The following is a 24,904-nucleotide window of genomic DNA, read 5'->3' as shown; positions in this document are numbered from 1 at the left end:
AACCCAAACGTGAGAGGAGAATGAAAAATGGCAAGATTTGAAGGAGTATACGTGGCGATTGTCACACCGTTTACAAGCGACTATGAGGTGGATTACAAACGTTTGACAGAATTGTGTGACTGGTTGATTCAAGAGGGCGTAGACGGTCTGGTTCCGTCCGGTTCGCTGGGAGAATACGCGACAATGACAGGAGAAGAGCGGGCAAAAGTTATTCATACCGTGATCGCTGCCGCAAAAGGTCGAGTACCAGTGGTTGTAGGCTCTGCTGCTCCGTCTACCCGTCAAGCAGTGGAATGGGTGCAATTCTCCAAGGATGCGGGAGCAGCAGGCGTAATGGCCTTGCCTCCGATTAACTACAAGCCATTGGAAAATGAAGTGTTTGCCCACTATGAGGCACTGAACACAGTCGGGCTGCCGATTATTGCCTACAACAATCCTCACGATTACAAAATCGACCTGACACCGGACATTTTGGCAAGACTGGCGAAGTTTGAAAATATCGTCGCGGTGAAGGAATTCACCGGAGACGTACGCCGCATGCAGGACATTCTTGCCCTGACGGATTTAGAAGTCATGGTCGGTGTAGACGATCTCGTCATGGAGGGTGGCTTGATCGGGGCGACAGGCTGGATCTCAGGTGTACCGAATGCACTGCCAAAAGAAGGCGTGGAGCTGTTCCGTCTGGCACGGGCAGGCAAGCTCGCCGAGGCACAGGCGCTTTATCGTCGATTGTTGCCGTTGTTCCACTACGACGCGAGTCCACAATTGGTACAGTCGATCAAATACATGATGGAGCTGGCAGACTTCCCAGTAGGACCGACTCGTCCGCCGCGTCTGCCGCTGTCTGAAGAATACTACGCGGGCATTAAAAAGGCGTTTGACTACGCTGTCGGCGCTGCAAGTGGACGATAGGGGGACGGGCAGAATGCACAGCAAAAACTGGATTGGCGGCGAATGGATGACGCCGTCAGGGAAGGAACTAACGGTCAAGAACCCATCGCGTATCACAGAAGAAGTCGGCGTTCTGCACCTGTCTGATCGGTCACATGTTTTTGCCGCTGAACAGGCAGCTCGTGCGGCACAGATCGGCTGGTCAAAACAAACGGGGGCGGCTCGTGGCGAAATCCTTTTTCAAATGGCTGCCGCACTGGAGGCAAATGCAGACAGCTTGGCACAGCTGGCAAGCCGGGAAATGGGCAAGCAGCTTGGCGAGATGCGCGGAGAAGTGGCGCGCGGGGTCAGTCTGTTGCGCTATTATGCCGGAGAAGGGATGCGTTCCAACGGCAACCTGATTCCCTCTTCAGATACGAACGTTCTGCAATACAGCCGTCGTATCCCGCTCGGAGTCGTGGCGGTCATCACTCCATGGAACTTCCCCGTTGCGATCCCCATCTGGAAGATCGCCCCTGCACTCATTTGCGGGAATACAGTCATCTGGAAGCCAGCGGAAAATGGTTCGCTCACAGCGACACGATTAGCTGAAATATTTGCGGAAACAAAGCTGCCAGCGGGTGTGTTGAATCTGGTGATTGGCAAGGGCCGAGAGATCGGCAATACACTCACGAATGAAGCTGAAGTCGATGCAGTCAGCTTTACTGGCTCATCTGAAACAGGCAGACAGATTGCCATCGCGTGCGCGGGTCGCAATATCAAGTATCAAACCGAGATGGGCGGAAAAAATGCGGCAGTCGTTTTGGCTGATGCCGATCTGGATAAAACGGTTCCGATTTTGCTCAGTGGCGCGTTTCGATCGGCTGGTCAAAAATGTACGGCTACCAGCAGGATCATTGTAGAAAAAGCGATCTATCAGCCACTGGTCGAGCGATTGCAATCGGCTATGGAGACGTGCCGGGTAGGAGATGCTAGCGATTTGGAAGCGTACTTGGGGCCAGTTGCCTCGGCTGCACAGTATGAGACGGTTGGGCAATACATCGCATTGGCTAAAGATGCAGCAACAGTCATTGCCCAAAGCCCATCATATGCAAAAGAGGAGCAAGGTTATTACATCCGTCCCCAAATTGTCGAGGGTGTCGCTGCCAATCATCGCCTCGTTCAGGAGGAAGTGTTCGGACCATTGGCTGTGCTTTTGACAGCAGACGGTTTTGACGAGGCAGTGGAGCTGTGCAACCAGTCTGTATACGGACTAAGCGCTTCGCTGTTCACCCGAGATTTGGCGAGTGCCCATCGCTTCTTGGATGTGGCGCAGGCGGGAATGGTTCGGGTCAATCAGGAGACGGCAGGTGTGGAATACCAGGCTCCATTTGGCGGCATGAAGCTGTCCAGCTCACATACACGGGAGCAGGGTCAGGCGGCGCTTGATTTCTACAGTACGACGAAAACATGCGCGATCAAATACGCGTGGTGATCCATCGAGCTTTTCGCCAATCGCATAAAAAGGTGAGGATGTTATGCACATCAATCAGTTGTTTACGACAGTCGAGGCCCATACCGGAGGGGAGCCACTGCGCATCATAACAGGCGGCATCCCACCGCTCGCGGGCAAAACGATTTTAGAGAAGCGGCGCTATTTTCGGGAGAAGCTGGACTATATCCGGCGGATCCTTATGTATGAGCCGCGCGGGCATCATGGGATGTACGGTTGTGTCATGACAGAGCCCGTCAGTCCAGATGCGGCATTTGGAGTGCTGTTCATGCATAACGAGGGCTACAGTACCATGTGCGGGCATGGAATCATTGCGGTTGTGACGGCTGCCATTGAGACTGGAATCCTTCGGCTGGAAGATCCAACAGAGCGTATCGTGATTGACAGTCCAGCAGGAAGAATCATTGCACACGCTAACGCGGAAGAATCGCTGGTCCATTCCGTCTCGTTTGAAAATGTCCCCTCTTTTGTTTTGGCACAAGACGTTCCTGTTGAGTGGGAAGGACGTACCTTTTCAGTGGACATTTCTTTTGGCGGAGCCTTCTATGCAGTAGTACAGGCGGAGGATATCGGGGTTCAGGTAGAAATTGAGCAATTGGCCGAGCTGCAAGAGTGGGGCAAGCGAATCAAGGAACAAGTCGAGGCGACAATGGAGGTTGTTCATCCGTTGGAGCCTGAGCTCAAAGGCATCTACGGGGTGATTATCTCGGATAAGCCGAGAGTGAAAGGATCAGACCTACGTAACGTGACGATTTTCGCCGACAAACAGATCGATCGCTCACCATGCGGTACAGGTACTGCGGCTCGCGTAGCCACTTTGCATGCGCGAGGCAAGCTGTCCGCTGGAGAATCGTTTGTCCATGAAGGAATTGTCGGGAGCCAGTTTATCGGCAAGGTGGTAGCCACCACACAGGTGGGGAGCTATCCGGCTGTCATTCCGAGCATAGAAGGAACGGCGTTCATCACAGGTCTGCATCAATTTGTCGTTGACCCTACGGACCCGCTGAAAGACGGATTTTTACTGCGATAGGATCGTTTGCTAGAAAAAAGAGGTTGCCGATCACAGGCAGCCTCTTCTTCATTCCCCAAAATGCCTGGTCACAATACTGCCACGCATTGGGACATCAGCATTTTTCCCCTTCTTCTGGTATAATGGACAAGATTGAATTTAGGAGTAAAGGGGTTGAATTTTTTGCCGTACAAAGCGTTAATTGAAGCGCATGTGGGTAGCTGGGAAGTCGCATTCGTGCTCTTGATCGTTGCCTACATCCTGTATCGCGTGGGTAAAGCAAAAGCAGGCAAGATCGTACATATGCTGCTCAGACTCATGATGGTCATCATTCTTGTATCGGGAGCTTGGATGCTTTTCGTGGGTCACGCAACAGATTTCTATTTCTACATGAAGGGCATCATCGCGGTTATCGCCTTTGGTTTGATGGAAATGTCTCTGGGCAAAGCAAAGCGACAAGAAGGCAGCATCGGCTTCTTCATCGGCTGTATTGTCGTTTTGGTGCTGGTTATTCTGCTTGGCTATCGCGTATTTATGTAAGATAGGCAATACGGGAAGGAAAAGGGTTTCCTCGCAAGAAATATTTGCGGGCGAAGGCCCTTTTTTTGTTGGGACGGGCACGGACAAGCCAATTAGCAAAGGGAGGGCCGGGGCCATATCACTCTATGTACATATGTTAGAGGGGAGAGGTGAGGAAAAATGGCCTATCCTTCTGACAGTCAATTCATCCCGTTTATGCTCGGGGGAAGTCCATTCGGAGACGTCCCAAACGATGAAAGTCCCGGCTCTGCCGACATGGTAGGAAACTCTACGTTTCCCGTTGTCTTTTTGGCGTATGATGGAACGAATCTTTACTTTCGGATGAGAGTCAACGAAGATCCAAGAAATTCGCAGAAAACAGGCTTTCAAAATTTTGCCTGGGGATATTTAATCAATACAACTGGGGTGGCTGGCACATACCAGTGGATGTTGGGTGTGCAAGGCTTGCGTAATCGTATTGCGTTGATTCAAAACACGATTGTTGAATTCAACTCGTGGACGGATCAGGCAGAGGGCACAAACGGCAGTGGAGCGCCGAACTGGCAAGCGCCGATTATCAATTTTGACACAGCTCGTGTGCGGCTGACGAATGACGGCTCTAATTTCAGCGGCAATCCTGATTACTTCATTGATCTCGTCATGCCAGCTGCTACTTTTTTTTCAACGATCGGTGTTACCTCCCTTACTTCCCTTCAATTCCTGCCCTTTACCTCTACCAATGACAACAATTACAACAAGGACTCTCTGCGGACCAGTGAAGGTTTTAGCTTTGTCAATTCCTTGAGCAATACGACTACCATAGCGACGGGAGACGTACGGGCCAGTCTCGCAATCGACAAGCAGCTAACAGCAGGACCGGCAGTCGTTACCACAGGACAACTATCGCAATGGACGGGATCGATCAGTGTTACCAATACGGGGAAGAGCCAGGCAACGACAGTCGTTGTCAACGATTTGAATGAGCTGGATCAGGTAACGGCTTTTACAGTAAATACAACAAGTATCGGCTCTGTCATCTATAATCCCCTCACGAAGGTGCTCAGCTGGACGATCGGCAATTTGGCCGCTGGTTCTACTGCCAGCTTGTCATTTACGGTCAATGGGGTTTTCGCGGTCTCTCCAGTCGGAACGCGGCGGTTAAACACAGCGACAGTCACGGGCGTAGATAGCTTTTCTGGCGGGATGCTTTCTCCTGTTCAGGATAATATTGTCATCACGGTTAACTTGGCTGGAAGTGTTGCTGGCGTAGTGCTTGACCAGTCCACGAACTTGCCTGTGGCAGGTGCGCATGTCGAGCTGTATGATTCGATTCCCGTACTAATCGGTACGACGACAACGGACACAGATGGTGCCTATTCGTTTACGGGATTGGCTCCTGGTCTGTATTCTGTGTCGGTGACCGCGCCGACTTATGACCCCAAAATTCAGTTCGTGAGCGTTTTAGCAGGGCAAACCACAAGATCAGACATTCTGCTTCCTCCGAGTCCAGGTCAGGTGAATGGGACGATAACAAATACCGGATTGGCACCCATATCAGGGGCAGTGGTAAAGCTCATTAATACGACAGGCGTGACCGTAAACCAGACAGTGACAGGGGGAGGGGGGACCTATTCGTTTACCAATGTCGTGCCGGGTGCCTATACCCTTGCAGTCAGTGCGGATACATTCCAGCCAGCAACAGTCGCAATCAATGTCATTCGAGCCCAGACGACTACACAAAATGTAGTGCTCCAGACATCCGTTGCCCAGCTATCCGGTCTGGTGACAGGTCCGGGTGGTATACCGATTGCCGGGGCATTGGTGGAAGTGCTGAACCAGACAGGTATTACGCTGACGGAAACGACGACAAATGGAGCTGGCACGTATCTGCTGACCAAGCTCGCAGAGGGTGTTTATCAAATCCGTGTCAGTGCCGCAGGCTTTTCCACACAATTAGCTGGAATCAGTCTGCAAGCGGGTGATGCCAAAGTCCTTGATTTTTCTTTGGCGACTGCATTTGGAACGGTAAGTGGAACCATTTCCGATGCGCAAACGGGTGAGGAAATCCCAAATGCGAGCATCAAGGTGGTAACTCGTTCGGGAATTGCTGTAGGAGAGACATTAACCGACGTGAATGGAGACTACTCCTTATCTTTACTAGGTCCCGAAACCTATGTCCTTGCGGCTGCTGCAGAGGGGTATGCGGGCCAAACGGTTGGGATAGGAATCATTGCTGGAGCTACTACAACGGTTGACCTCCAATTGGAAAAGCTGGCAGGGGTATTGAATGGGACTGTCTCGGACACAGGGAGCAATCCGCTTGGTAATGCCACTGTCATTGTAATGAAGGGAATTGTTCCTGTGGCGCAGGCCATTACCGACAGCGCTGGCACCTTTTCTTTCCCGCACTTGGCCCCAGGCACGTATACCGTAACCGCGTCGGCTTCTGGATATTCCACTGTTGTGTTGGGGGCAACTGTGCTGCCTCAGGAAATAGCGTCCCTTGCTTTTGTCCTGCAAGCTTCTCCGGGATCAATCGCAGGACAGGTGGTCGACAGCGGCAATCAGCCGATTCAGGGTGCCACTGTCATCATTAGGGAAAATACGGCAGCAGGTGCTGTTGTCGCTACGGTATTGACTGATGGAAACGGACAGTATGTGGTACCTAATTTGCTACCGCAGGCGTACGTTGTCATCGTATCTGCTCCAGATAAAACGACAGTGATCACAGGGGCAGTCGTCACCTCATTGACGACAACAACGGTGAATGTACAGCTGGCAGATTTGCCGGGAAGTATTTCAGGTTCGATTTTCGATGCTACGTCGGGTCTGCCTGTCACAGGTGCTTCGATAGAGGTTAGCGTGTTGAACCAAGCTGGGGCAATCATCGCCCATGCAAATAGCGATCTGTCTGGAAATTACGTGATCACAGGGCTTGCACCCGGAGTTTACACGATTACCGCACGTGCAACCAATTATGAAACGAACAGTGCTTCCGCCACTGTACTTGCGAATACGAATACGCCTGTCAGCTTGTCGTTGTTTGCGAGTCCGGGTGAGATCCAAGGACAGGTGCTCGCTGCAGGGACGTTACAGCCGATTGCCGGTGCACAGGTAAATGCACTCGATTTCAATGGCTCCGTCGTGCATTCGGTATACAGCGATAGTCAAGGAAGCTTTGTTATCACGGGCTTGGCAGCAGGTCAATACGTCATCAGGGCTTTAGCGGATGGCTTTCAAACCAATCATGTCGGAGCCGTTGTGCTCGCGAATACAACTACTCCTGTCCAGCTTCAGCTCAATCAGGATTTCGGTTTTATTAGCGGGACAGTAGCACCTGTCGTTCCGGGAACTACCATTCAATTGTTTGATATCAATAACCTGTTGATTGGTACTGTCGTCGCAGATGGAAATGGGGCATTTTCATTTTCAGGGGTCGCACCTGGCTCTTATATCCTTACAGCTACCGCTCCTGGCTACGCTGTTCAATCTGTTGGGGCGATCGTACAGCCTGGGCAGACGGCCAACGTTTCCTTTGCGCTTACCCCGAATCCGGCCAGTATTTCTGGAACCGTGCTAGACACGGGGATGCAGCCGATTGTCAATGCCGTTGTCCGTATACTGGATTTGAATGAGACGACAATTGGCTTTGGCTATACGGATTCAAACGGGGCCTATACAATTGGCAACCTGCCTACTGGATCATATGTCGTGGTGGCAAGTGCCCCTGCATATGTTACAGGCTCGGTTGGTGTTACACTTGGACCCGGTGAAAATAAGACCGGAGTAGACTTTACCCTTGAGGCAAATGCAGGCGGGATTAGTGGACAGGTGACGGATGCGACGAATCCCGCGATAATCATTGCAGGCGCCGTTGTACTGATTCGTTCCATCAGTAACGGAAATGTAGTGGCTACAGCAAGTACCGACCAGACGGGTAGCTATTTGATTCAACATCTGTTGCCTGGTGCTTATACCGTCACGGTAAGCGCGCCTAGCTATGCTGATCAATCAGTAGGGGCCAATGTAGTCAGTGGAGAAACGACGGGGGCTAGTGTGGCGCTCTTGCCAATGCCTGGGTCCATCGTGGGAAGTGTCATAAACAGCTTGGGTGTACCTGTTATGGGAAGCGAAATCAACGTCAAGCTGATGGATAGCAATCAAGCCGTCATACAGAGCTTGCTCGCGAATGAATCAGGTGTATTTTTCATTGGGAGTGTCGCTCCCGGTGTTTACACCGTTATCGCGTCAGCGCCTGGCTATGCCGTAGGAAGTATCGGCGTGATCGTGACGGCCAATACGGCAACTTCAACGACCGTCACGTTACCTGACTTGCCTGCGGCTATCTCGGGTGTGGTGACCAATCAGATGACGGGATTCGGGATTCCGGGAAGCACCGTGCTCATTACGGATGGCCATGGCGTTGTGCTTGCTCAATTATTGACAGATGATCAAGGCAATTTTTTGGCAGAGAAGCTTCCGCCGGGTGTCGTAAATGTAACCGTTTCTGCGCTGAATTTTGTATCTGTCTCGCAGGCGGTTATTTTGCAAGGGGGCATGACCACCAACTTTCAGCAGCAATTAGTTCCCAATCCCGGCAGTTTATCCGGTGTTGTGACTGATCTGGAGACGGGCTTGCCGATCATTGGTGCAACGGTAATCGTCTTCGACAGCACCCGTGCCGCTGTGGGCTCCGTATTGACTGATGCAACGGGTAACTTTTCACTTGATAGGCTGGCTCCTGGAGGGTACACCGTCAATGTCAATGCAACTGGATATGCAAGCGATGTGGCTGGCGCACAGATACAAGCAGGCGTTGCGTCTGTATTAAGCTTTGCGTTAAACGAGTTGCCCGGTGGGATAGCTGGTACAGTGCGAGAGGAAGGTACGGCCTTGCCGATTGCCGGTGCGGTCATTACTGTTCGACAGGGAAGTCCGTCTGGAACGATTCTGGCTATTGTCCTGACGAATGCGCAAGGTCAGTATATGGTGAGTGGACTTTCCCCGGGGAGCTATACACTGATCGCAAGTGCTACGGGATTCGCTGCTGAGGCTTCAACAGCTATGGTCGGATTGGGAGCGACTACCGGTCTTGATTTTTCTCTGCCGAATCTGCCTGCAAGTGTTACAGGAGAAATTAGTGACGCCATTCTCAGCACGCCTTTGCCGAATACGCTCGTCCGCTTGCTGGGCAACAATAACACGATTCTCTTTTCTACCCAGACAGACGCTCAGGGAATTTACTTCATTGATGGATTTGTGGCTGGAAATTACACCATTTTGGCAAGGAACGAAAGCTATCAGAGGGAGAGTGTCTCCTTTGATGTAGCGCCTGGGGGTACTGCTACAGTCAATATCCCACTGGACCCGAATCCTGGTGTTTTGCAGGGCACTGTCAGGGATGCACTTGATGGTACGCCACTGGTAGGGGCGGAAGTTTTGATCTTTTTCCCTGGCACAAACAACTTGTTGTCTCGGACGATTACGGACGGTCTCGGTCAGTTTAAAATCGACGGCTTGGCCCCCTTAACCTATACACTTGCGATTAGCGCTCAAAACTACACCACCCAGCCTGTTGGTGCGACGATCTTTTCCGGACAGACCACTACGATTGAAGTGGGGCTGCCCCCTTTTCCAGCTGCTGTAACAGGTCAGGTACAGGGTGCTGGTGGAGGAGTTGTTCCGAATGCATTGATACAAGTGAAGGATTCTCACGGGACATTGTTCGGCAGTGCGATTACGGATAACCTGGGCAACTTCGCTGTTGGCAATCTGCCGCCAGGAACGTATTTCATAAGCGCAAGTGAAGACAACTACGCAGCGGCAACGCAGAGTATCACCGTGACTGCTGGACAGACACTTGGCGGAGTCATTCTGACGATGTCTCCTCTACCAGGCAGCATCTTCGGACAGGTGACCAATCAGTTGACGGGACTCCCGATCACAGGGGCAGCTGTTGCGATTCAGCTATTTTCTAACGGCTTGTTTGTTGCCAACACCGTTACGAACCAGAGTGGGCAATTCCAGGTGAATGGCTTGACGGCTGGCGTGTACAATGTCATCGCAAGCGCAGATGGCTTCGGTACACATTACAGTACAGTTACGGTCGCAGGTGGACAGACGACCGTAACGACAGTAGAGCTATTGCCAATCGTGGGAACGATATCCGGGATTGTTCTCTTGCCGGACGGAACCCAAGCTAGCGGAAACAATATTCAATTATCGCTATTCAACTCAGCTCAGATTCGCCTGCAAAATATTCTGGCTGAGCCGGATGGAACCTTCCATTTTGTCAATGTCGCTCCGGGGACGTATACCGTTATCGGGACCATCCCGGGCATTGGTACCGGTCAGGCACAAGTGGTCGTTTTGCCGAACCAAACAACCTTTATCATCATCCGCCTTTCTCAAACGGGTACGATACAAGGAACGGTTCGATCCGGTTTGACAGGTTTGCCAGTTGCTGGAGCGACCGTGTATGTGCAAACGGTGAATCAACCAATCAGAAAGACGGTGGTGGTCCAAACAGACAGCTTTGGCAAGTATAAGGTGACTGATCTTGATCCTGGCTCCTACTTGGTTGTTGCCAATGCGATGGGGAGTGGAGAAGCGAGAGGGACAGTGACGCTAGGTGCAGGGGAAATCGTAACGCTCGATCTGGTTCTGCTTCCAGCAGCAATGAGCGGATCTTTGCGGGTCGCAGCATGTCCGACCATTTTGTTTACCCCATTTTGACATTTTGGAGAATTACTCCACTAAAAATATTTAATATGGCGGATAACTCCTTTTTTGATATAATAGCTGTAGAAATACAGCTATTTTGTTTTGGGTAAAAACAATTGAGAAAATCCTGACTTTTATTCAAGGGGGAGCGAGCCATATGGTGAAACAGCAGGAGGAGCTGTCCCATCCATTGACAGCTACCATCACGAAGACAAATACGCTTTTGCATATTCAGAGTCTCCTTCCCTCCTTTACGAAATCGGAGCAAAAGGTTGCCCACATCGTCCTACAGCAGACAGATAGCGTGATTTATTCATCGGTGATTGACCTTGCCGAAAAGGCGGGAGTTGGTGAGACGACCGTTTTGCGATTTTGCAGGAAAATAGGCTTCCATGGCTATCAGGAATTCAAGCTGGCATTGGCGCAAGAATTGGTTAATCCAGTCAAAAACTTGCATGGCGAAGTAGGAGAAGACGATTCACTGGATATCATCACGCACAAAGTAACCGCAACCAATCAACAGGCGATTGGGGATACCTCAGCCCTGTTTCAGATCGAACAGCTGGAGCGCTGTGTAGACCTTTTGCAAAAAGCAAACACGATCCATTTTTACGGAGTAGGTACGTCAGCGGTAACAGCACAGGATGCCAAGTACACGTTCTTGCGGATCGGGCTTCGAGTGGACGCTTTTAATGAATCACATCTGCAAGCGATGGCTGCAGCGACTCTGGGACCGGGGGATGTCGCGATCGGCTTGTCTGTATCCGGCAGTACGAAAGACACCATTGATTCATTGAAAGTCGCCAAGCAGGCAGGCGCAACTTGCATTTGCCTGACGCACTATCGACGTTCACCGATTACGAATGTAGCGGACATTACGCTTCTGACCGCAGCGCAAGAAGGTCCGTTGCAGGGAGGCTCTCTCGCAGCAAAAATTGCACAGCTGCATGTACTGGATGTTATTAGTACCACAATAACAATGCGCAACAAGGAAAAGGCCCTTTTATATAAAGAGAGAACAGCGAAGGCTGTACTGGAGAGAAAATACTAAAAGCATTCTGAACTTATATTGGATAGGAGTGGTTGGAAATGAAGCTCGTGATCGTGAAAGATTACGCGGAGCTCAGCAGAAAAGCTGCTGAAATGCTCGTAAGCGAAGTAAAAGCAAATCCGAAGACCGTCTTTGGCCTTGCAACCGGAGGCACACCAGTAGGGATGTACCGTGAGCTGATCAAGCTGTCGCAAGCAGAGAGCATCGATTTTTCGCAAGCGAGCAGCTTTAATCTGGATGAATACGTCGGACTTTCCTCGACTCATCCGCAAAGCTATCGCTCGTATATGCAAGAAAACTTGTTCAATCACATCAATATTCCTGCGGAGAAAACACATGTGCCAGCTGGGAATACGACAGATCATTTGGCAGAATGTGCACGCTATGAGGAAGCAATTCGTTTGGCAGGCGGGATCGACATCCAGGTGCTGGGGATCGGCAATAACGGCCATATTGGCTTCAACGAGCCTGGCTCCTCTGCGGAATCATTGACACGCGTGGTCCAGCTCACTGACAGTACGATTGAAGCAAATGCCCGCTATTTTGATAGTGTGGACCAGGTTCCGACTCAGGCAGTTTCCATGGGGATCAAGACGATTCTTGGCACTAAAAAAGTCGTACTTCTCGCAAGTGGAGAGGCAAAGGCAGAGGCAGTGCGATTGATGCTGGAGGGTGAGCCTACGGCAGATGTACCAGCTTCCTTATTGCAACTGCATCCGAATGTAACGGTCATTGTGGATCACGGGGCAGCGAGTAAGCTGACAACCTCCGTACTGGCAGGAACGAAACCAAGCGGCAGCTAATGCGCCCCTTGGTTTTCATTTTTCTTGTTCACCAATCTGTTCCGAATACGCACTTGTTCCTTATGCTATACTGGGAATGTTGCAAGAAGGTCACCAGATTTTTCAAAGGAGCTGATTTAGAATGAGCGCAAACGAAGCGTTGCTTACATTAGAAGGTTGGTATACGTATCATAATTTCCGCACCATCAATTGGGAAAAGTGGAAAGCAGCGTCCGCAGCAGAACGCCAAGAAGCGTTGGACGAGCTGAATACATTGATCCGCACATGGGAAGCCAATGAGGGAGAGAACCAAGGCAGCACGGCTGTCTACTCCATCCTCGGACACAAAGCAGACCTCGTGTTCATGTTCCTGCGTCCAACCATGCAAGAACTCGATGAGATCAAAACAGCGTTCAATAAAACTCGCTTTGCTGCCTATACAGAAGCTCCTTATTCGTATGTATCCGTAGTAGAGCTGAGCAACTATGTACATAACCCAGGTGAAGATCCAAAAGCGAATCCGCACGTGCGCGACCGCCTCTATCCGATCCTGCCAAAATGGGAGCACATCTGCTTCTATCCAATGAACAAAAAGCGTGATCTGCAAGACAACTGGTACATGCTCTCCATGCAGGAGCGCCAAGAAATGATGCGTTCCCACGGCTTGATCGGTCGCTCCTACGCAGGTCGCGTGAAGCAAATCATCGGTGGCTCCGTTGGTTTCGACGATTGGGAGTGGGGGGTTACCCTCTTTGCCAACGATCCGCTGGAATTCAAGCATATCGTCTACGAAATGCGCTTTGATGAAGTGAGTGCGCGCTTCGGTGAATTCGGCAACTTCCTCGTAGGAAACGTATTGAACGTAGAAACATTGGCGAAAAAGCTGGAAGTATAATCAACATCCCAAAAAATCCGCTGTGCGAGATCTTCGCATTGGCGGATTTTTTTATGTGAGCCTTTGTTTTTCAAAAATGGTAAAATTAGTCTGTTTGGAATTGGAGAGGAGAGGTTGATTTGTGTTAAAACGTACTTCATCGTGGGGACTTTCACTCGGCGTGACATTGTCCATTTTGATGACGACTGTGTTCGCTACAGGAGCGGCTGGAAGTTTGGCTCCAGTCGTACATGCAGCCGAGAAGACACTTTCGGAGGAAGAGGCAATCGCGCTTGCCCAGAAACAGTTGAAGAATCTTGGTGAGTACAAGCTGCTAAGTGCCGAATTCGTGGACGGCATTGAAATGTTATGGGGAAATTCAATATGGTATACCAGCTGGAGTAAGGAAAATGGTAGAAATTTTGGTGTTCAACAGGATGCAATATCAGGGGAAATATGGGTATATGAGTATCGTGGGGAAGAACGGAAATTGGATACAAATCAAAAGAAGCTTACGGAAGATCAGGCGTTTCAAGTGGCGACTCAATTTCTTAAGCAAGTAGCGACAGAAGAAGAACGGAGCCGTTTATCCAAGCCCAATGAATATCCTGATTCGGACATTTTCCATACGCGTGCTAAACCGGGAATAGATGTCAACTTTACTCGTATCGAAAACGGGATTCCTTTTCTGGAAAATGGGTTTCGACTGATAGTGGGCTATGATGGGGAAGTGATCTATTTTGAGCGGCGCTGGACAGAGGGGAAACTACCAGATGCTTCGAAAGTCATAGAGATAGCGGAAGCTGAGAAGAAATGGGATGAAGGGGCGACTCCAACATTTTTGTACAAGGATATGGCGTCCAGCTTTCGTCAGGAATCTGAATCATACCAGCTCGTGAATGAATTCCAGAGAATCGACCCACAATTTGTCGATGCCATCACAGGAAAGATGCTCGATTCGTATGGACAGGTTGCTAAAGAAAGGAAGATACAGCCTTTAGGGAAAACCGTTCCTCCAACCCCAATAGAACGAAAGCTCATTACGAAAGAAGAGGCGCAAAAAATAGCAGAGCAACAGCTCAAAAAGCTCCCTGGTACATACCGTTCGAATGGCAGGATCACTGAATCAAACCCAGGATCTGATGAAATGAGCTGGTTTTTCGAGTTTATTTCGCAACCAGGGGATGGTGAAAAGTCAGATACTGTAATAATAGCGATTGACGCCCTTGGAAATTTAGTCCATTACAGTGTGAATACAAAAATCAGGTTCAACGAAGAGAGCAAGAAAATAGAAAAGGGCATTACCTGGGAACAAGCACAAGAGAGTGCGCGAAAACTCGTACAAACATTCTACTCCGATCAGTTAGGAAAAATTTATGCGGTCGATTACGTTCCGCGAGAGAAAAGGATCAAAGAAATCTGGGAAAACGATGAACCGTATGAAATCGAATTTGGCTATCTCATAAACGGCATACCGGTATATAATACTATCTTTCAAGTCGATGTTGACGCTGAGTCAGGGGAAGCAGTGGATCTGTATAACTCTGAGTATAACGATGTACCTTGGGGTGATTCATCTCTTTCTCCCAAAAATAAAGATGGTATCGATCTGAATACGGCGAAAAAAGTCGTGAAAGAGAACAAGAAGCTCATGCTCACTTACTTTCATCCAAAAGTAAGGGGGAGTTATGGAAGTGATAAAATGCTCGAACAACCACTCCTCGTCTATCGTTATGTGGGAGAGAAAGGGCTCGTCACAGCAGATGGCAAGTGGCACAGTTTTGCAGAGGAGCGCAAGAGGAATAGACGCCTTTGAAAATTAACGAAAGCTTGTCTTTGGTTCCCCGGTACTTTTTGATACAGTATAGTGAGATGAAACAGCAAAGTATTTTTGACAGCGGAGGGGAACAAGACTGGGCTTTCTCAAGTTTAAAATTGGTTATCGTACGTTAAAAACAGCCATTGGAACGGCTGTCTCGATTCTGATCGCCCAGCAGCTAGGCTTGATGTATGCTTCTTCTGCGGGGATCATTACGATCCTGTGTATCCAAGTAACAGTCAAGCAATCGTTTCAGACAGCGTGGAATCGGATTCTAGCTAGTTTATTGGGGCTGGGAATTGGGGTTTGCCTGTTTTCCCTTATGGGCTATACGCCGCTTGCCATTCTCCTTTTCATTTTGCTTTTCTTGCCGCTCGCAGTGCGATTTGGCATTCAGGAAGGCTTCGTCAACAGTATGGTTGTACTCATGCACCTGTATTCTTCCAAGAGAATTGACGGGATGCTACTGCTGAACGAGGTAGCTTTGCTCGTCATCGGTGTGGGTGTAGCCTTATTGGTCAATCTGTACATGCCGAGCCTCGATAAAGAGCTAAAAGGGATGCAAGTAAAGGTGGAGAAGCTGTTCAGCAAAATCTTGCGGGAGTTCTGCTATTACTTGCGTCACGGAGAAAGTGATTGGGACGGGAAAGAATTGATTGAAACAACAGGGGTATTGGAAACGGCGATTCGTTTAGCCTCGCGAGATGTTGGCAATCGATTGGGCCGCCGCAATGATTCGTACTACGAGTATTTTGTGATGCGACAAAAGCAGTTCGAGCTATTGGAACGCATGATGCCGATCGTCTCTTCCTTGGATCATCAGGTAACAGAGAGCCATCGGATCGCAGATTTTCTCGAGCGAATCAGCGCCTCGGTGCACCCGGGCAATACCGCCTACCGCTTTATCGACCAACTGCGCGTGATGCAAGAGGAGATCAAGGCAGCAGATTTGCCGCGAACGCGAGAGGAATTTGAGACGCGTGCCTCGCTGTTCTATCTTCTTCGAGAGATTGAGAGCTATTTGTTCATCAAGCATGAGCTAGGCAAAAACAGGGACGAAAAGGCTCAGACGGCAAAGAGTTAGACAAGCAAGAGTGCGTAACTATGAAAGAATTGTAGAATATCGAGGGAGGGGCTGCGAATATGTTCGCAGTCTTTTTTTTGTTTTTCGATAAAAATTCCGTGAACTTTTCATTAAAATCAAAAAATTGCACCGTTGTACTAGTACGCTTTTGAACTTACTTGTATACCGTGTACAAGCGGCGAAAAATAAATCAAAAGAGTAGGATCAAGGAGATGAGAGTGACCAGATGAAATTAATTGTGAATGAAAAAGAGTTGAAAGAGTATTTTCAAGGGCTGCGGCGTCTCGTCTGGGGAAAAGAACGGACAGACGAAGGACACGCAAATGACAAGGAAGAAGCCATTCGCAGTTCGCTTCGCAAAGAGCTGTATGCAGATGAGTTCGCCGCATTTCTGCAAGAAAACCACAGCGATTTGCGACGTGATTCTTTTCGAAAAGTGCTGCTGCGTTATTTGCATGAAACCGTTGAGCTGGGAACAGATGCAGGGAGTGTCACAGGCGTCCTGGATGAGGTTGGTCGGGACTATGCTGAAATCATAGAGTCAGGCGGTACACGTGTGCTGATTCGTTTCGCGCAAATTAACTCTGTTCAAGAGGTGTAAGGAGGAGAAGACAAATGAACTATGTACAGAAATTGAGAACGTTTATAGGCGATAGTGTACAAGTCGTAACTGGATTCGATGTGGTTTCCGGTGAGTTGCTCGGCGTGACCAATTCGACATTAACCGTGCGTGCAGCAAGTGAGCCAGGCTATGGCGGCGGTCAAACAGTTGTATTTCAACTCGACCGCATCACGTATGTGCGCGTCGTCTAATGGCTGGGCGGCAAGGGAGAAGGGGCCAAGCGCCCCTTTCCATTCTCATTCCTGCCATGCATGGGACAGTTCATCTGCCAAAGCTGATTGCCGTATGTAAACAGCTTGCCCCTTTGGAGCTCATCGTGATTTCGAAAAGGACCCTGGAGCTTGGCGCTGGTATTCGCGTCGTTCCTGCAGAGGATGCTGAGAATCTGTTTTCATGGAGGAGAGAGGCTGCGAAGCATGCGAGAGGGAGTGTCCTGCTTTTTCTCGGGGAAGAGCAAATCGATTCGCTGTCTGGATTGCAGCGCTTCTTGTTCCCGATTTTATATGGAAAGGCACAGGTCGTTTTGCCCCAGCATGATTCTCGGAACAGGAAGATGATAAAACCACAGCCCATCCACAGTTTTTCCTTGCTTGTAAATAACCTCTTCGGTCGCTCTGACCTGCGTGAAGCTTCCTTGCTGGACACACCTCACGCGATGACCAGAGAGGCACTTTCCAAAATCGGAGTGGAACAGTTGGCACAGCCTGCACAAGCCCACAAGCGGGCAGTTGTGGGCGGGCTGTCTATTACTGCGCAAATCATAGGAACGGGGACGGAAGAAAGGTTGTTTTTGCCTCAGCTCCACGGTTCGTTGCTTAAAGAGCTCTCTTTGTATGAAAAGCTGGTGATTGCCGAACAGCTTGATCTTGTCTCACATCTTCCTTTTCGTGGTGGATTGTCCGATGGAGGCAGGCGAAGAGATCTAGCAGAGAATGTAAGTGTTACAAACAGTGGTATACCTGTTAGGCAGGTAGGGAAATGGCCCTTGCGACAAACAAGTCTGTACAGCGGGAAAACGGTATCCGTGATCATTCCAGCCCTTAACGAAGCAGCAACAATTCAGCAGGTGATCCGTGAAGTTCTTCGGCTGGAGCCAGTTGAAATTATAGTGGTCGTCAATGGCTCGGATGATCAAACAGCACAGCTTGCCCGTGAATGCGGAGCGACGACCGTAGAGTTCCCATACGCATTGGGAGTAGACACAGGACGGGCGATTGGGGCAAGTCTGGCAAAAGGAGACATCCTACTGTTTGTCGATGCGGATGTGATCATGACCGCGCATGATTTGTATCCATTTGTACTCGCATGCCAGTGCGGCGTGGATGTTGCGTTGAATGATGTTTCTGGTTTTTTGAATCAGCCTTGTGCTGACAACGTTTTTGTGGCTTGTCGCCAAGCTCTCAACTTGGCTTTGAATCGTAAAGATTTGGGGATCGGGTCTATGGTGACCGTCCCCTTTGCCTTACGCAGGGAGGCGGTTGCTCCGCTCGGGTGGCCCATACTGCTTTGCCCGCCTAAAGCACAAGCAGTATACGCACAGGCAGGTGTAAAGATGGAATTGGTTCATCAGGTGAACAGCTTCTCCTCCAACCGACTCCGGCCAGAAAAACACTTCGCCAGCTCCGGAATGCCCCCAGCCGTTGAACAGATTGCGGGTGACCACGTGGAAGCCTTGCAGTTTCTGGTGAAAGGACGGTAGCGAGGATGCGTTGTGAAATCAAGAAGACTGGAAGGAGGGAATGAAATTGGCAAAACAGCGAATAGAGGGTCTCGTAAGTGTCGTTATTACGAATTTCAACAGGGCTGCTTTTATACGAGAGTGTCTGGACAGCATACTTCAGCAAACCTATGAGAATTGGGAAATTGTCCTGATTGATGATGCTTCGACGGATCAATCGGTAGAAGTCGCCAGAGAGTGGCTGGAACAAAATGAAAGGTTTTTTCCAGGAGACAATCAGGTACTGATTCATGCGCTCCCTCGCAATGTTGGCTTTGCGGGTGCCATCAACTTCGGGCACTACATGAGCCGAGGTGAGTTCATTGCGAATCAGGACTCGGATGATTTCTCCCATGTTCTGCGTCTTTCGCGGCAGGTTGAGTATTTAAAAAGTCATCCCCAGATTGATTTGGTCGGTACGAATTATTACGCGTTTTCGTCCGATCACCCGGAAAAAAAGGAGCTTGCTACTTGGATCAAGTACGGCGATGACATTCGAAAGGTATATGGGAAAGGCGGACACTGTGTCTGTCACGGTACCTGCATGTTTCGGGGGCGCTTGTTTGATCAGGTTGGTGGCCCGACTCGTCGGATCGACGGTGCAGAAGACTACGAATTTATCGCCAAAGCCTTGAATGCGAGAGCAGACGTCAACAATATCGCAGAAGCATTGTACTATTACCGAATCCACGCTGAGCAGCGTTCGGCGCACTATTATCGGAAAAAGGGGGTGTGAAAATTTGAATAGCAGTAATGATCGCATCTTGATGGTGCTGGATAATTTGGGGACAGGCGGAACCGAGACACATGTTCTTAGCATAGGCAAAGCGTTGCAAAAAAAGGGCGCCCAACTGTTTTATGCTGGCGGGAACGGCCCCCTCTATCAAGCGTTTGTCGATGCAGGTTTTTTAGTTGAACGAATCGACTCCGCACGGGAACCCCTCTCGGCACGCGGGCAGCATTTGATCGAGAGTTACCAGGGGGTTATGAAGAAGCATGGCATTAGCATCGTCCATGTGCATCAGACTCCTTCAGGCTTACTCGCCGCTACTGCCGCTAATCAGTTGGGCATACCCGTCGTATTTACCTTGCATGGCACGTACTATCCAAAGGATGAAGCGATAAAAGTGGCACAGCTCTGTTCCGCTGTCATCAGTGTGAGCAAACCTGTCCAACTATTCTGGGAAAAGCTAGGGGTGAAAACCACACTCATTTCCAATGGGATTGATGTGGAAGATTTCCGGCCTGACTCTGCAAAAATGGTGAAGCTACCTTCCTTGCCGTCTGATGCCACAGTGGTGACGTATGTCAGCAGGCTGGCTTGGCAAAAAGCAACGGTGTGCAACATGGTGTTGCGAGCAACCAAAACATTGCGTAGTGAAATCCCCAACCTGCATATCGTGGTGGTGGGTTCGGGTGCCCAGTCCATTCATGTACATGAGCTGGCAAAAGCGTTAAATAAAGCAGCAGGGCAGCCCTATATCCACATTGTGGGGGAGCAAACCGATGTCCGACCGTATTACGCAATCAGTGATTTGGTGATTGGAACAGGCAGGGTCGCACTCGAAGCGATGGCGTGCGAAAAGCCAGTGCTTGCGATCGGAAATCATGGCTACGTCGGGTTGGTCGCGCCTTCGTCTTACGATTTGGCTTGGGACTGTTACTTCGGTGACCACTCCTCTGTGCAGAAGCCATCTCCTCAGCTGATCGATAGCGCTCTGCGTCAAGCGTGCCGAAACCGGAGTCAGCTGAAGGAAATAGGAGGTCTGGGAAGAGCATGGGTCCAATCCAATTTTCATATCACGCAGAAATGTGCCTCCTTGCTTACCATCTACGCTCAAGTGAAGAATGGGGGAGGTCAGACGAATATGAAAAAAGTCTTGTACGTAGGTTGGCTAGGGTTCAAAAATTTGGGTGACGAACTGATGTGGCATGCCTTTCACGATTTGTCCCGCAAATATCTCGACCCAGCTAAATACAAGGTGATTCCTTCGCTGCCAGGGGTTGACCTCAACGATTTAAGCGAATATGACACCGTCGTTTTGGGGGGAGGCTCGCTTCTTGTCCCCGGTTATGTGGATGTAGCCTATCGAGCAGTTGAACAGAAAAAGCGGCTATGGATCTGGGGGAGCGGATTCGATTCACAGGATAAGGTGCAGCTCGATTCCTCTGGCATATTAACGACGAAGCTCATGACAGACAATGAAAAGATGAGCCAGACGCTGCAAAAAATCGCGGAACACGCTACGTTCTTTGGTGTACGAGGACCGGTTACTCTTCAATACCTCCAGCAAGCGGGAGTAGGCGGCAAAGCATGGATCAGCGGAGACCCAGGAATGCTGCTCCTTCCTGCATCACCAGCAGCAGAGGTAGACAAAAGCAAGCGATTAACCATTGGTATCAACTGGGGGACATCCTATAATCGCATCTATGGGAAAAACGAGGACGCCGTAGAGGATGCGCTGGTGTATGCAGCCAAGAGGCTCATCAAGTTAGGCTACGATATCCATTTGCTGACGATGTGGGGACCGGATCGGGAAGCTATAAAAAGACTGCACAAAAAAATCGGCGATCCAACGCATACGATCCTCGACTTGGAGCTACACGACCATTCAAAAATGCTGGAGCTGATGAAAGGGTTTCAGGCGACGATTAACTTTAAGCTGCATGCCAATGTGCTGAGTGCCGCTGCTGGAGTTCCATTCGTCTGCTTAGCGTATCGCATCAAAAGCATCGACTTCGCTTACTCCTTGGATCTACCGGAGCTCCTTGTCTCCACAGATGAGCCACTATTAGCGGAACGAATTCTCATTTGTACCTGGGATGCAATCGCACGCAGGGAGCAGATCGCAGCAAAAATAGCAGCCAGTCAAAAAAAGATGATGGAGAATTTGGAGCAGCCGTTTATCCAAGGTCTGCTGTAAATCAAAAGGGGACCTGTGCTTCGCTACAGGTCCCCTCTTTCATTCATGAAAAGTGACGAAAATCAGTACTCACCGTGCTCCCGCAAGCTGGCTACAGGAACACTCATCTCCTGATCCGGCTGGTTGAGCGGGTAAATCCTTGCCATGTCGTTGTCATCATCGATGTGCTGGATGTATACGGGTATTCCATCGCAGGTAACATTCGCCATAACGGGTGAAGCGGCGATTTCTTTCGCGCGCTGTTTATTCATTTTGATTCCTCCTGTCATTCGTAACAGCATTAATATGTACATCAGCCCAGCAAGGTATACTTTTTGCGCCTGTTGACATTTCCTAAAATATGTAATAAATTGAAGGGGGAATTACTACGAAATCGTACTAAAAGGAGTCACCGGTATGCAGCAACTATATGACCTCTTTCTGAAAACCGGTTTGCGTCCGTTCGCCTTTATGTCTGATACGATGCAGCTTGAAGAAAAACTGACTCGCTCCGATTTGTCGACCCTCCTCATATTGCTGTTCCGCGGAGACTTGACCATGTCAGAGCTGGCGCAAGAGATGGGGGCGCCGCTTAGTTCGATGACCAGCATCGCGAAACGGCTTGAACGCAAAGGATACATCGCGAGGGCGACCTCTGTAGAGGATCAGCGGGTGAAGCTCGTCACACTGACACAACCAGGCAAACAGCTCGCAAAAGAATCGGAGCAAATGATGTTGGCGATGCTGGGCAGGCTTCAGGAAGCATTTACACCGGAAGAAATGGAGCAATTCACCACCCTGTTACTCAAGGCAGCCAAGGTATTTCAGGAGGGAGGACCTGTCAAGCCGCGCGAAACAAAGGTTCGTTCCATCAAGATCAACATTGAGGAATAGTCGGTTCGAGCCTGCTTCTTTTTTTGTCTAATTACTACGAAATCGTATTAAATGGATTGGAAGGAGAGAGTCGAGATGAGAATCGTCATTTATACCGGAAAAGGTGGGGTTGGGAAGACGAGTGTCGCAGCAGCAACGGCTGTTAAGCTGGCAAAGCAGGGAAAGAGGACGCTCGTACTCAGTACGGATGCCGCACACAGTTTGGCAGATTCATTGGGGACTGTGATCGGACCAGATCCCGTACCAATCAGCGAAAATTTATGGGGCCAGGAAGTAAACAGCTTGCGGGAAACCGAGCGCAACTGGGGAGCCGTTCAGGGGTGGCTGACAACACTGCTCGACAAAGCAAAGCTGACTGATATAACAACGGAGGAGATGCTCGTTTTTCCTGGCATGGAGGAATTGTTCAGTTTGCTACAGATCAAGGAACACGCCATAAGCGGGAAGTTCGACGTCCTGGTAGTAGATTGTGCCCCAACCGGGGAAACACTGCGTCTGCTCAGTTATCCGAACGTATTGAATTGGTGGTTGGAGAAAATTTTTCCGACGGAGCGCAAGCTGATCAAACTGGTTCGCCCAGTGGCCAAGATCGTCAACAAAGTAGAACTTCCTTCTGATGATGTGCTAGACAGTGTTGAGCAGCTCGCTCGGGGGCTGGAGGAAATGCAACGAATTGTTTTGGACCCGGAGATTACATCAGTGAGGATCGTCGTAAACCCAGAAAAAATGGTGCTCGCGGAAGCAAAGCGCTCGTTCACGTACTTGAATCTGTTCGGGTTCAATACGGATGCGATCATCGTGAATCGGGTGCTTCCGGATGAAGCGGGAGAAGGATTTTTTGCCCACTGGCGAGAGCTGCAACGAAAGTATGAGAACGAAATCGTGGAAAACTTTCAGCCGCTCCCGATTTTGAAAGCACCAATGATGCCAAAAGAAGTGATTGGGTTGCCCATTCTAGAAGAATTGGCTGACATCGTTTTTGGAACAGAAGACCCATCCGCCAAGCTTTATCAGGGCAGAACGGAACTGATTCGAGAAGTGGACGGCGAGATGCATTTGGAGCTGACGATTCCTTTTGTAGATAAAGCAGCCTTGGATTTAACGCAAACAGGGGATGAATTGACCGTAAATGCGGGTGCCTACAAGCGAAAAGTTATTTTACCACGAGTATTAATGGGACGACAGGTAACGGGAGCGAAATATGCGGAAGATCGGCTGATCATTCGTTTTAGCGCAAGGGAAGGGGCTGCCCAACATTGAGACCTACTGGATTGAATCGGGTGCTGACGATTCTCGGGAACATGGAACAGCATGGAACCGAGCGACATGTGAAAAATGCCTGCAAAGAATGGCTACTCGCATCGCGGTCAGTGATCGACAGCATGATCGATGCGTTACAGGATGAACAGGAACGTCCGAAAGCTCATAAAATCAACATTTCCAAGGAATAGAATAGGCCAAATTGAGAGGAGAGAAATGACATGGTAAATGGGATCAAGCGCCAAATGGGTTTCACTCTCATCCTGACAGGACTGCTGCATACGGTTGTCGGACTTTTTTTCTACGCGGAGCCACTTCAGCAGATCGTCGCAAATGGCTTTTGGAATGCGGTAGGGCGAGAGGAAGATGCTGCTTTCTGGTTTATGATGTTTGGCTTTTTGTTGATTTTACTCGGATATATGGCGGATTGGCTGATGAAAAAGAAGGGAATGGAGCCGCCGGCTACCTTCGGGTGGACGATTCTTGGCATATGTGTGGTCGGGGTGATTGCCATGCCTGTATCGGGCTTCTGGCTAGCCTTACCACAGGCAGGCATCTTGCTTCGCAAGTGATGTAAGAAATTTGCGGATAGGTAGATGGTTCAGATAAAATGAATGTACCATTTTCCATATGTTTCAATATCCGAGGATGGGATTGTCTATAAAAGAAAGATGGGGATAACACGATGGAGCACATCTATAACGTCCAAACCTTAATCAAAGAATCGCAAAAAAACAGAGTGAAATACTTGTTCTTTTGGGGACATACACAGAAGGAGTCAGGCACTATCGATAAATCATGCTTCAGCCAATGGTATCCGGCCGCTTTTGTAGAGGACGGTATCACGTACTTGACCGCTGAGCATTACATGATGGCGAAAAAGGCTGAGCTGTTCGGTGATCTTGCCATTCGTGATGAAATACTCAGGAAAAGCCATCCAAAACAAGCGAAGGAATTGGGACGAAAGGTTCATTCCTTTGACGAGGCTGTGTGGAATGCGAACAAGACGGCGATCGTTCGCCAGGCAAACCTATTAAAATTCAGCCAGCATGCCGATTTGAAAGCGTACCTCTTGGACACAGGTGACCGTATTATTGTGGAAGCGAGTCCTTATGATCGGATATGGGGAATCGGGATGGCCCACGATCATCCGCATGCGGAACAGCCCGAAAAGTGGCGGGGAGAAAATCTGCTCGGTTTTGCATTGGTGGCAGTCAGGGAGCAGTTACGTTCATGATCCAGGTTGCCCATCTTTTTTGGGGGG

At 49.7% G+C, this 24,904-nt stretch carries 21 protein-coding genes; 20 read left to right on the top strand and 1 reads right to left on the bottom strand.

The genetic code is table 11. From position 1 onward, the window contains the following. The first annotated feature begins 27 nt into the window (after positions 1-27). From HP398_RS25790 to HP398_RS25720, 15 genes are all read left to right on the top strand, one after another. Positions 28-912, top strand: a complete 885-nt coding sequence (locus HP398_RS25790) for a dihydrodipicolinate synthase family protein (protein ID WP_173624046.1) — start codon at positions 28-30, stop codon at positions 910-912. 13 nt (positions 913-925) lie between these two features. Then, positions 926-2,365, top strand: coding sequence for an aldehyde dehydrogenase family protein (locus HP398_RS25785; protein ID WP_173624045.1), 1,440 nt, complete (start codon positions 926-928; stop codon positions 2,363-2,365). Positions 2,366-2,408: 43 nt separating this feature from the next. Continuing rightward, complete coding sequence (locus HP398_RS25780; RefSeq protein ID WP_173624044.1) at positions 2,409-3,413, top strand: proline racemase family protein; 1,005 nt, start codon at positions 2,409-2,411, stop codon at positions 3,411-3,413. Positions 3,414-3,566: 153 nt separating this feature from the next. Next, on the top strand, positions 3,567-3,932 hold the full coding sequence (locus tag HP398_RS25775; RefSeq protein WP_017252192.1) for a YisL family protein: 366 nt from the start codon (positions 3,567-3,569) through the stop codon (positions 3,930-3,932). Positions 3,933-4,091: 159 nt separating this feature from the next. Then, positions 4,092-10,646 carry a carboxypeptidase regulatory-like domain-containing protein gene (locus HP398_RS25770; RefSeq protein ID WP_173624043.1) on the top strand — a complete coding sequence of 2,185 codons (6,555 nt, stop codon included), beginning with the start codon at positions 4,092-4,094 and terminating at the stop codon, positions 10,644-10,646. Positions 10,647-10,791: 145 nt separating this feature from the next. After that, positions 10,792-11,685, top strand: a complete 894-nt coding sequence (locus HP398_RS25765; RefSeq protein WP_069848228.1) for a MurR/RpiR family transcriptional regulator — start codon at positions 10,792-10,794, stop codon at positions 11,683-11,685. Between the two features lie 38 nt (positions 11,686-11,723). Then, positions 11,724-12,488: a glucosamine-6-phosphate deaminase gene (nagB, locus tag HP398_RS25760; RefSeq protein WP_017252189.1), complete on the top strand. Its 765-nt coding sequence runs from the start codon at positions 11,724-11,726 to the stop codon at positions 12,486-12,488. Positions 12,489-12,609: 121 nt separating this feature from the next. Further along, a complete protein-coding gene (hemQ, locus tag HP398_RS25755; RefSeq protein WP_017252188.1) occupies positions 12,610-13,362 on the top strand; it encodes a hydrogen peroxide-dependent heme synthase in 753 nt (250 codons plus the stop codon). Between the two features lie 121 nt (positions 13,363-13,483). Then, positions 13,484-15,157 carry a YcdB/YcdC domain-containing protein gene (locus HP398_RS25750; protein WP_371736795.1) on the top strand — a complete coding sequence of 558 codons (1,674 nt, stop codon included), beginning with the start codon at positions 13,484-13,486 and terminating at the stop codon, positions 15,155-15,157. A 97-nt stretch (positions 15,158-15,254) separates the two neighbouring features. Continuing rightward, positions 15,255-16,244, top strand: coding sequence for an aromatic acid exporter family protein (locus HP398_RS25745; RefSeq protein WP_082192260.1), 990 nt, complete (start codon positions 15,255-15,257; stop codon positions 16,242-16,244). A gap of 226 nt (positions 16,245-16,470) precedes the next feature. Then, positions 16,471-16,845 (top strand): hypothetical protein, encoded by a 375-nt coding sequence (locus HP398_RS25740; RefSeq protein ID WP_017252184.1) that lies wholly within the window; start codon positions 16,471-16,473, stop codon positions 16,843-16,845. Between the two features lie 14 nt (positions 16,846-16,859). After that, positions 16,860-17,057, top strand: coding sequence for a hypothetical protein (locus HP398_RS25735; protein WP_144612861.1), 198 nt, complete (start codon positions 16,860-16,862; stop codon positions 17,055-17,057). Between the two features lie 56 nt (positions 17,058-17,113). Beyond that, the gene (locus HP398_RS25730; protein ID WP_173624042.1) at positions 17,114-18,565 is read left to right on the top strand and encodes a glycosyltransferase family 2 protein; all 1,452 of its coding nucleotides are present in this window, start codon (positions 17,114-17,116) and stop codon (positions 18,563-18,565) included. A gap of 46 nt (positions 18,566-18,611) precedes the next feature. After that, on the top strand, positions 18,612-19,319 hold the full coding sequence (locus tag HP398_RS25725) for a glycosyltransferase family 2 protein (RefSeq protein ID WP_173624041.1): 708 nt from the start codon (positions 18,612-18,614) through the stop codon (positions 19,317-19,319). A 4-nt stretch (positions 19,320-19,323) separates the two neighbouring features. Further along, positions 19,324-21,507: a polysaccharide pyruvyl transferase family protein gene (locus HP398_RS25720; RefSeq protein ID WP_173624040.1), complete on the top strand. Its 2,184-nt coding sequence runs from the start codon at positions 19,324-19,326 to the stop codon at positions 21,505-21,507. Between the two features lie 62 nt (positions 21,508-21,569). On the opposite strand, the gene HP398_RS25715 is transcribed toward HP398_RS25720, so the two are convergent. Further along, positions 21,570-21,758 (bottom strand): H-type small acid-soluble spore protein, encoded by a 189-nt coding sequence (locus HP398_RS25715; protein WP_017252179.1) that lies wholly within the window; start codon positions 21,756-21,758, stop codon positions 21,570-21,572. Positions 21,759-21,903: 145 nt separating this feature from the next. Here HP398_RS25715 and HP398_RS25710 point away from each other — a divergent pair, with 145 nt between their 5' ends. The 5 genes from HP398_RS25710 (at position 21,904) to HP398_RS25690 (ending at position 24,877) form a co-directional block, all read left to right on the top strand. Continuing rightward, complete coding sequence (locus tag HP398_RS25710; protein ID WP_069848208.1) at positions 21,904-22,380, top strand: MarR family winged helix-turn-helix transcriptional regulator; 477 nt, start codon at positions 21,904-21,906, stop codon at positions 22,378-22,380. A gap of 75 nt (positions 22,381-22,455) precedes the next feature. After that, on the top strand, positions 22,456-23,640 hold the full coding sequence (locus tag HP398_RS25705) for an ArsA family ATPase (RefSeq protein WP_173624039.1): 1,185 nt from the start codon (positions 22,456-22,458) through the stop codon (positions 23,638-23,640). Positions 23,641-23,651: 11 nt separating this feature from the next. After that, positions 23,652-23,831 carry a hypothetical protein gene (locus tag HP398_RS25700; RefSeq protein WP_254476370.1) on the top strand — a complete coding sequence of 60 codons (180 nt, stop codon included), beginning with the start codon at positions 23,652-23,654 and terminating at the stop codon, positions 23,829-23,831. A 30-nt stretch (positions 23,832-23,861) separates the two neighbouring features. Further along, positions 23,862-24,212: a DUF6463 family protein gene (locus HP398_RS25695; protein WP_173624037.1), complete on the top strand. Its 351-nt coding sequence runs from the start codon at positions 23,862-23,864 to the stop codon at positions 24,210-24,212. A 113-nt stretch (positions 24,213-24,325) separates the two neighbouring features. Next, positions 24,326-24,877 (top strand): riboflavin biosynthesis intermediates N-glycosidase, encoded by a 552-nt coding sequence (locus HP398_RS25690; protein WP_017252174.1) that lies wholly within the window; start codon positions 24,326-24,328, stop codon positions 24,875-24,877. The last annotated feature ends 27 nt before the right edge of the window (positions 24,878-24,904 follow it).

Origin of the sequence: Brevibacillus sp. HB1.4B, assembly GCF_013284285.1 — a bacterium.
In the GTDB taxonomy this organism is placed as follows: Bacteria; Bacillota; Bacilli; order Brevibacillales; family Brevibacillaceae; genus Brevibacillus; species Brevibacillus porteri.
Note: the sequence above shows the minus strand (reverse complement) of the source record. Positions and strands in the feature narration are given on the sequence as shown.

Excerpts from the sequence above, each read along its gene's own strand:
- HP398_RS25785 (WP_173624045.1), top strand. The coding sequence starts at position 926 with ATGCACAGCAAAAACTGGATTGGCGGCGAATGGATGACGCCGTCAGGG.
- HP398_RS25705 (WP_173624039.1), top strand. The coding sequence starts at position 22,456 with ATGAGAATCGTCATTTATACCGGAAAAGGTGGGGTTGGGAAGACGAGT.
- HP398_RS25780 (WP_173624044.1), top strand. The coding sequence starts at position 2,409 with ATGCACATCAATCAGTTGTTTACGACAGTCGAGGCCCATACCGGAGGG.
- HP398_RS25765 (WP_069848228.1), top strand. The coding sequence starts at position 10,792 with ATGGTGAAACAGCAGGAGGAGCTGTCCCATCCATTGACAGCTACCATC.
- HP398_RS25690 (WP_017252174.1), top strand. The coding sequence starts at position 24,326 with ATGGAGCACATCTATAACGTCCAAACCTTAATCAAAGAATCGCAAAAA.
- HP398_RS25695 (WP_173624037.1), top strand. The coding sequence starts at position 23,862 with ATGGTAAATGGGATCAAGCGCCAAATGGGTTTCACTCTCATCCTGACA.
- HP398_RS25790 (WP_173624046.1), top strand. The coding sequence starts at position 28 with ATGGCAAGATTTGAAGGAGTATACGTGGCGATTGTCACACCGTTTACA.
- HP398_RS25740 (WP_017252184.1), top strand. The coding sequence starts at position 16,471 with ATGAAATTAATTGTGAATGAAAAAGAGTTGAAAGAGTATTTTCAAGGG.
- HP398_RS25715 (WP_017252179.1), bottom strand. The coding sequence starts at position 21,758 with ATGAATAAACAGCGCGCGAAAGAAATCGCCGCTTCACCCGTTATGGCG.
- HP398_RS25730 (WP_173624042.1), top strand. The coding sequence starts at position 17,114 with ATGCATGGGACAGTTCATCTGCCAAAGCTGATTGCCGTATGTAAACAG.
- hemQ (WP_017252188.1), top strand. The coding sequence starts at position 12,610 with ATGAGCGCAAACGAAGCGTTGCTTACATTAGAAGGTTGGTATACGTAT.
- nagB (WP_017252189.1), top strand. The coding sequence starts at position 11,724 with ATGAAGCTCGTGATCGTGAAAGATTACGCGGAGCTCAGCAGAAAAGCT.
- HP398_RS25770 (WP_173624043.1), top strand. The coding sequence starts at position 4,092 with ATGGCCTATCCTTCTGACAGTCAATTCATCCCGTTTATGCTCGGGGGA.
- HP398_RS25735 (WP_144612861.1), top strand. The coding sequence starts at position 16,860 with ATGAACTATGTACAGAAATTGAGAACGTTTATAGGCGATAGTGTACAA.
- HP398_RS25710 (WP_069848208.1), top strand. The coding sequence starts at position 21,904 with ATGCAGCAACTATATGACCTCTTTCTGAAAACCGGTTTGCGTCCGTTC.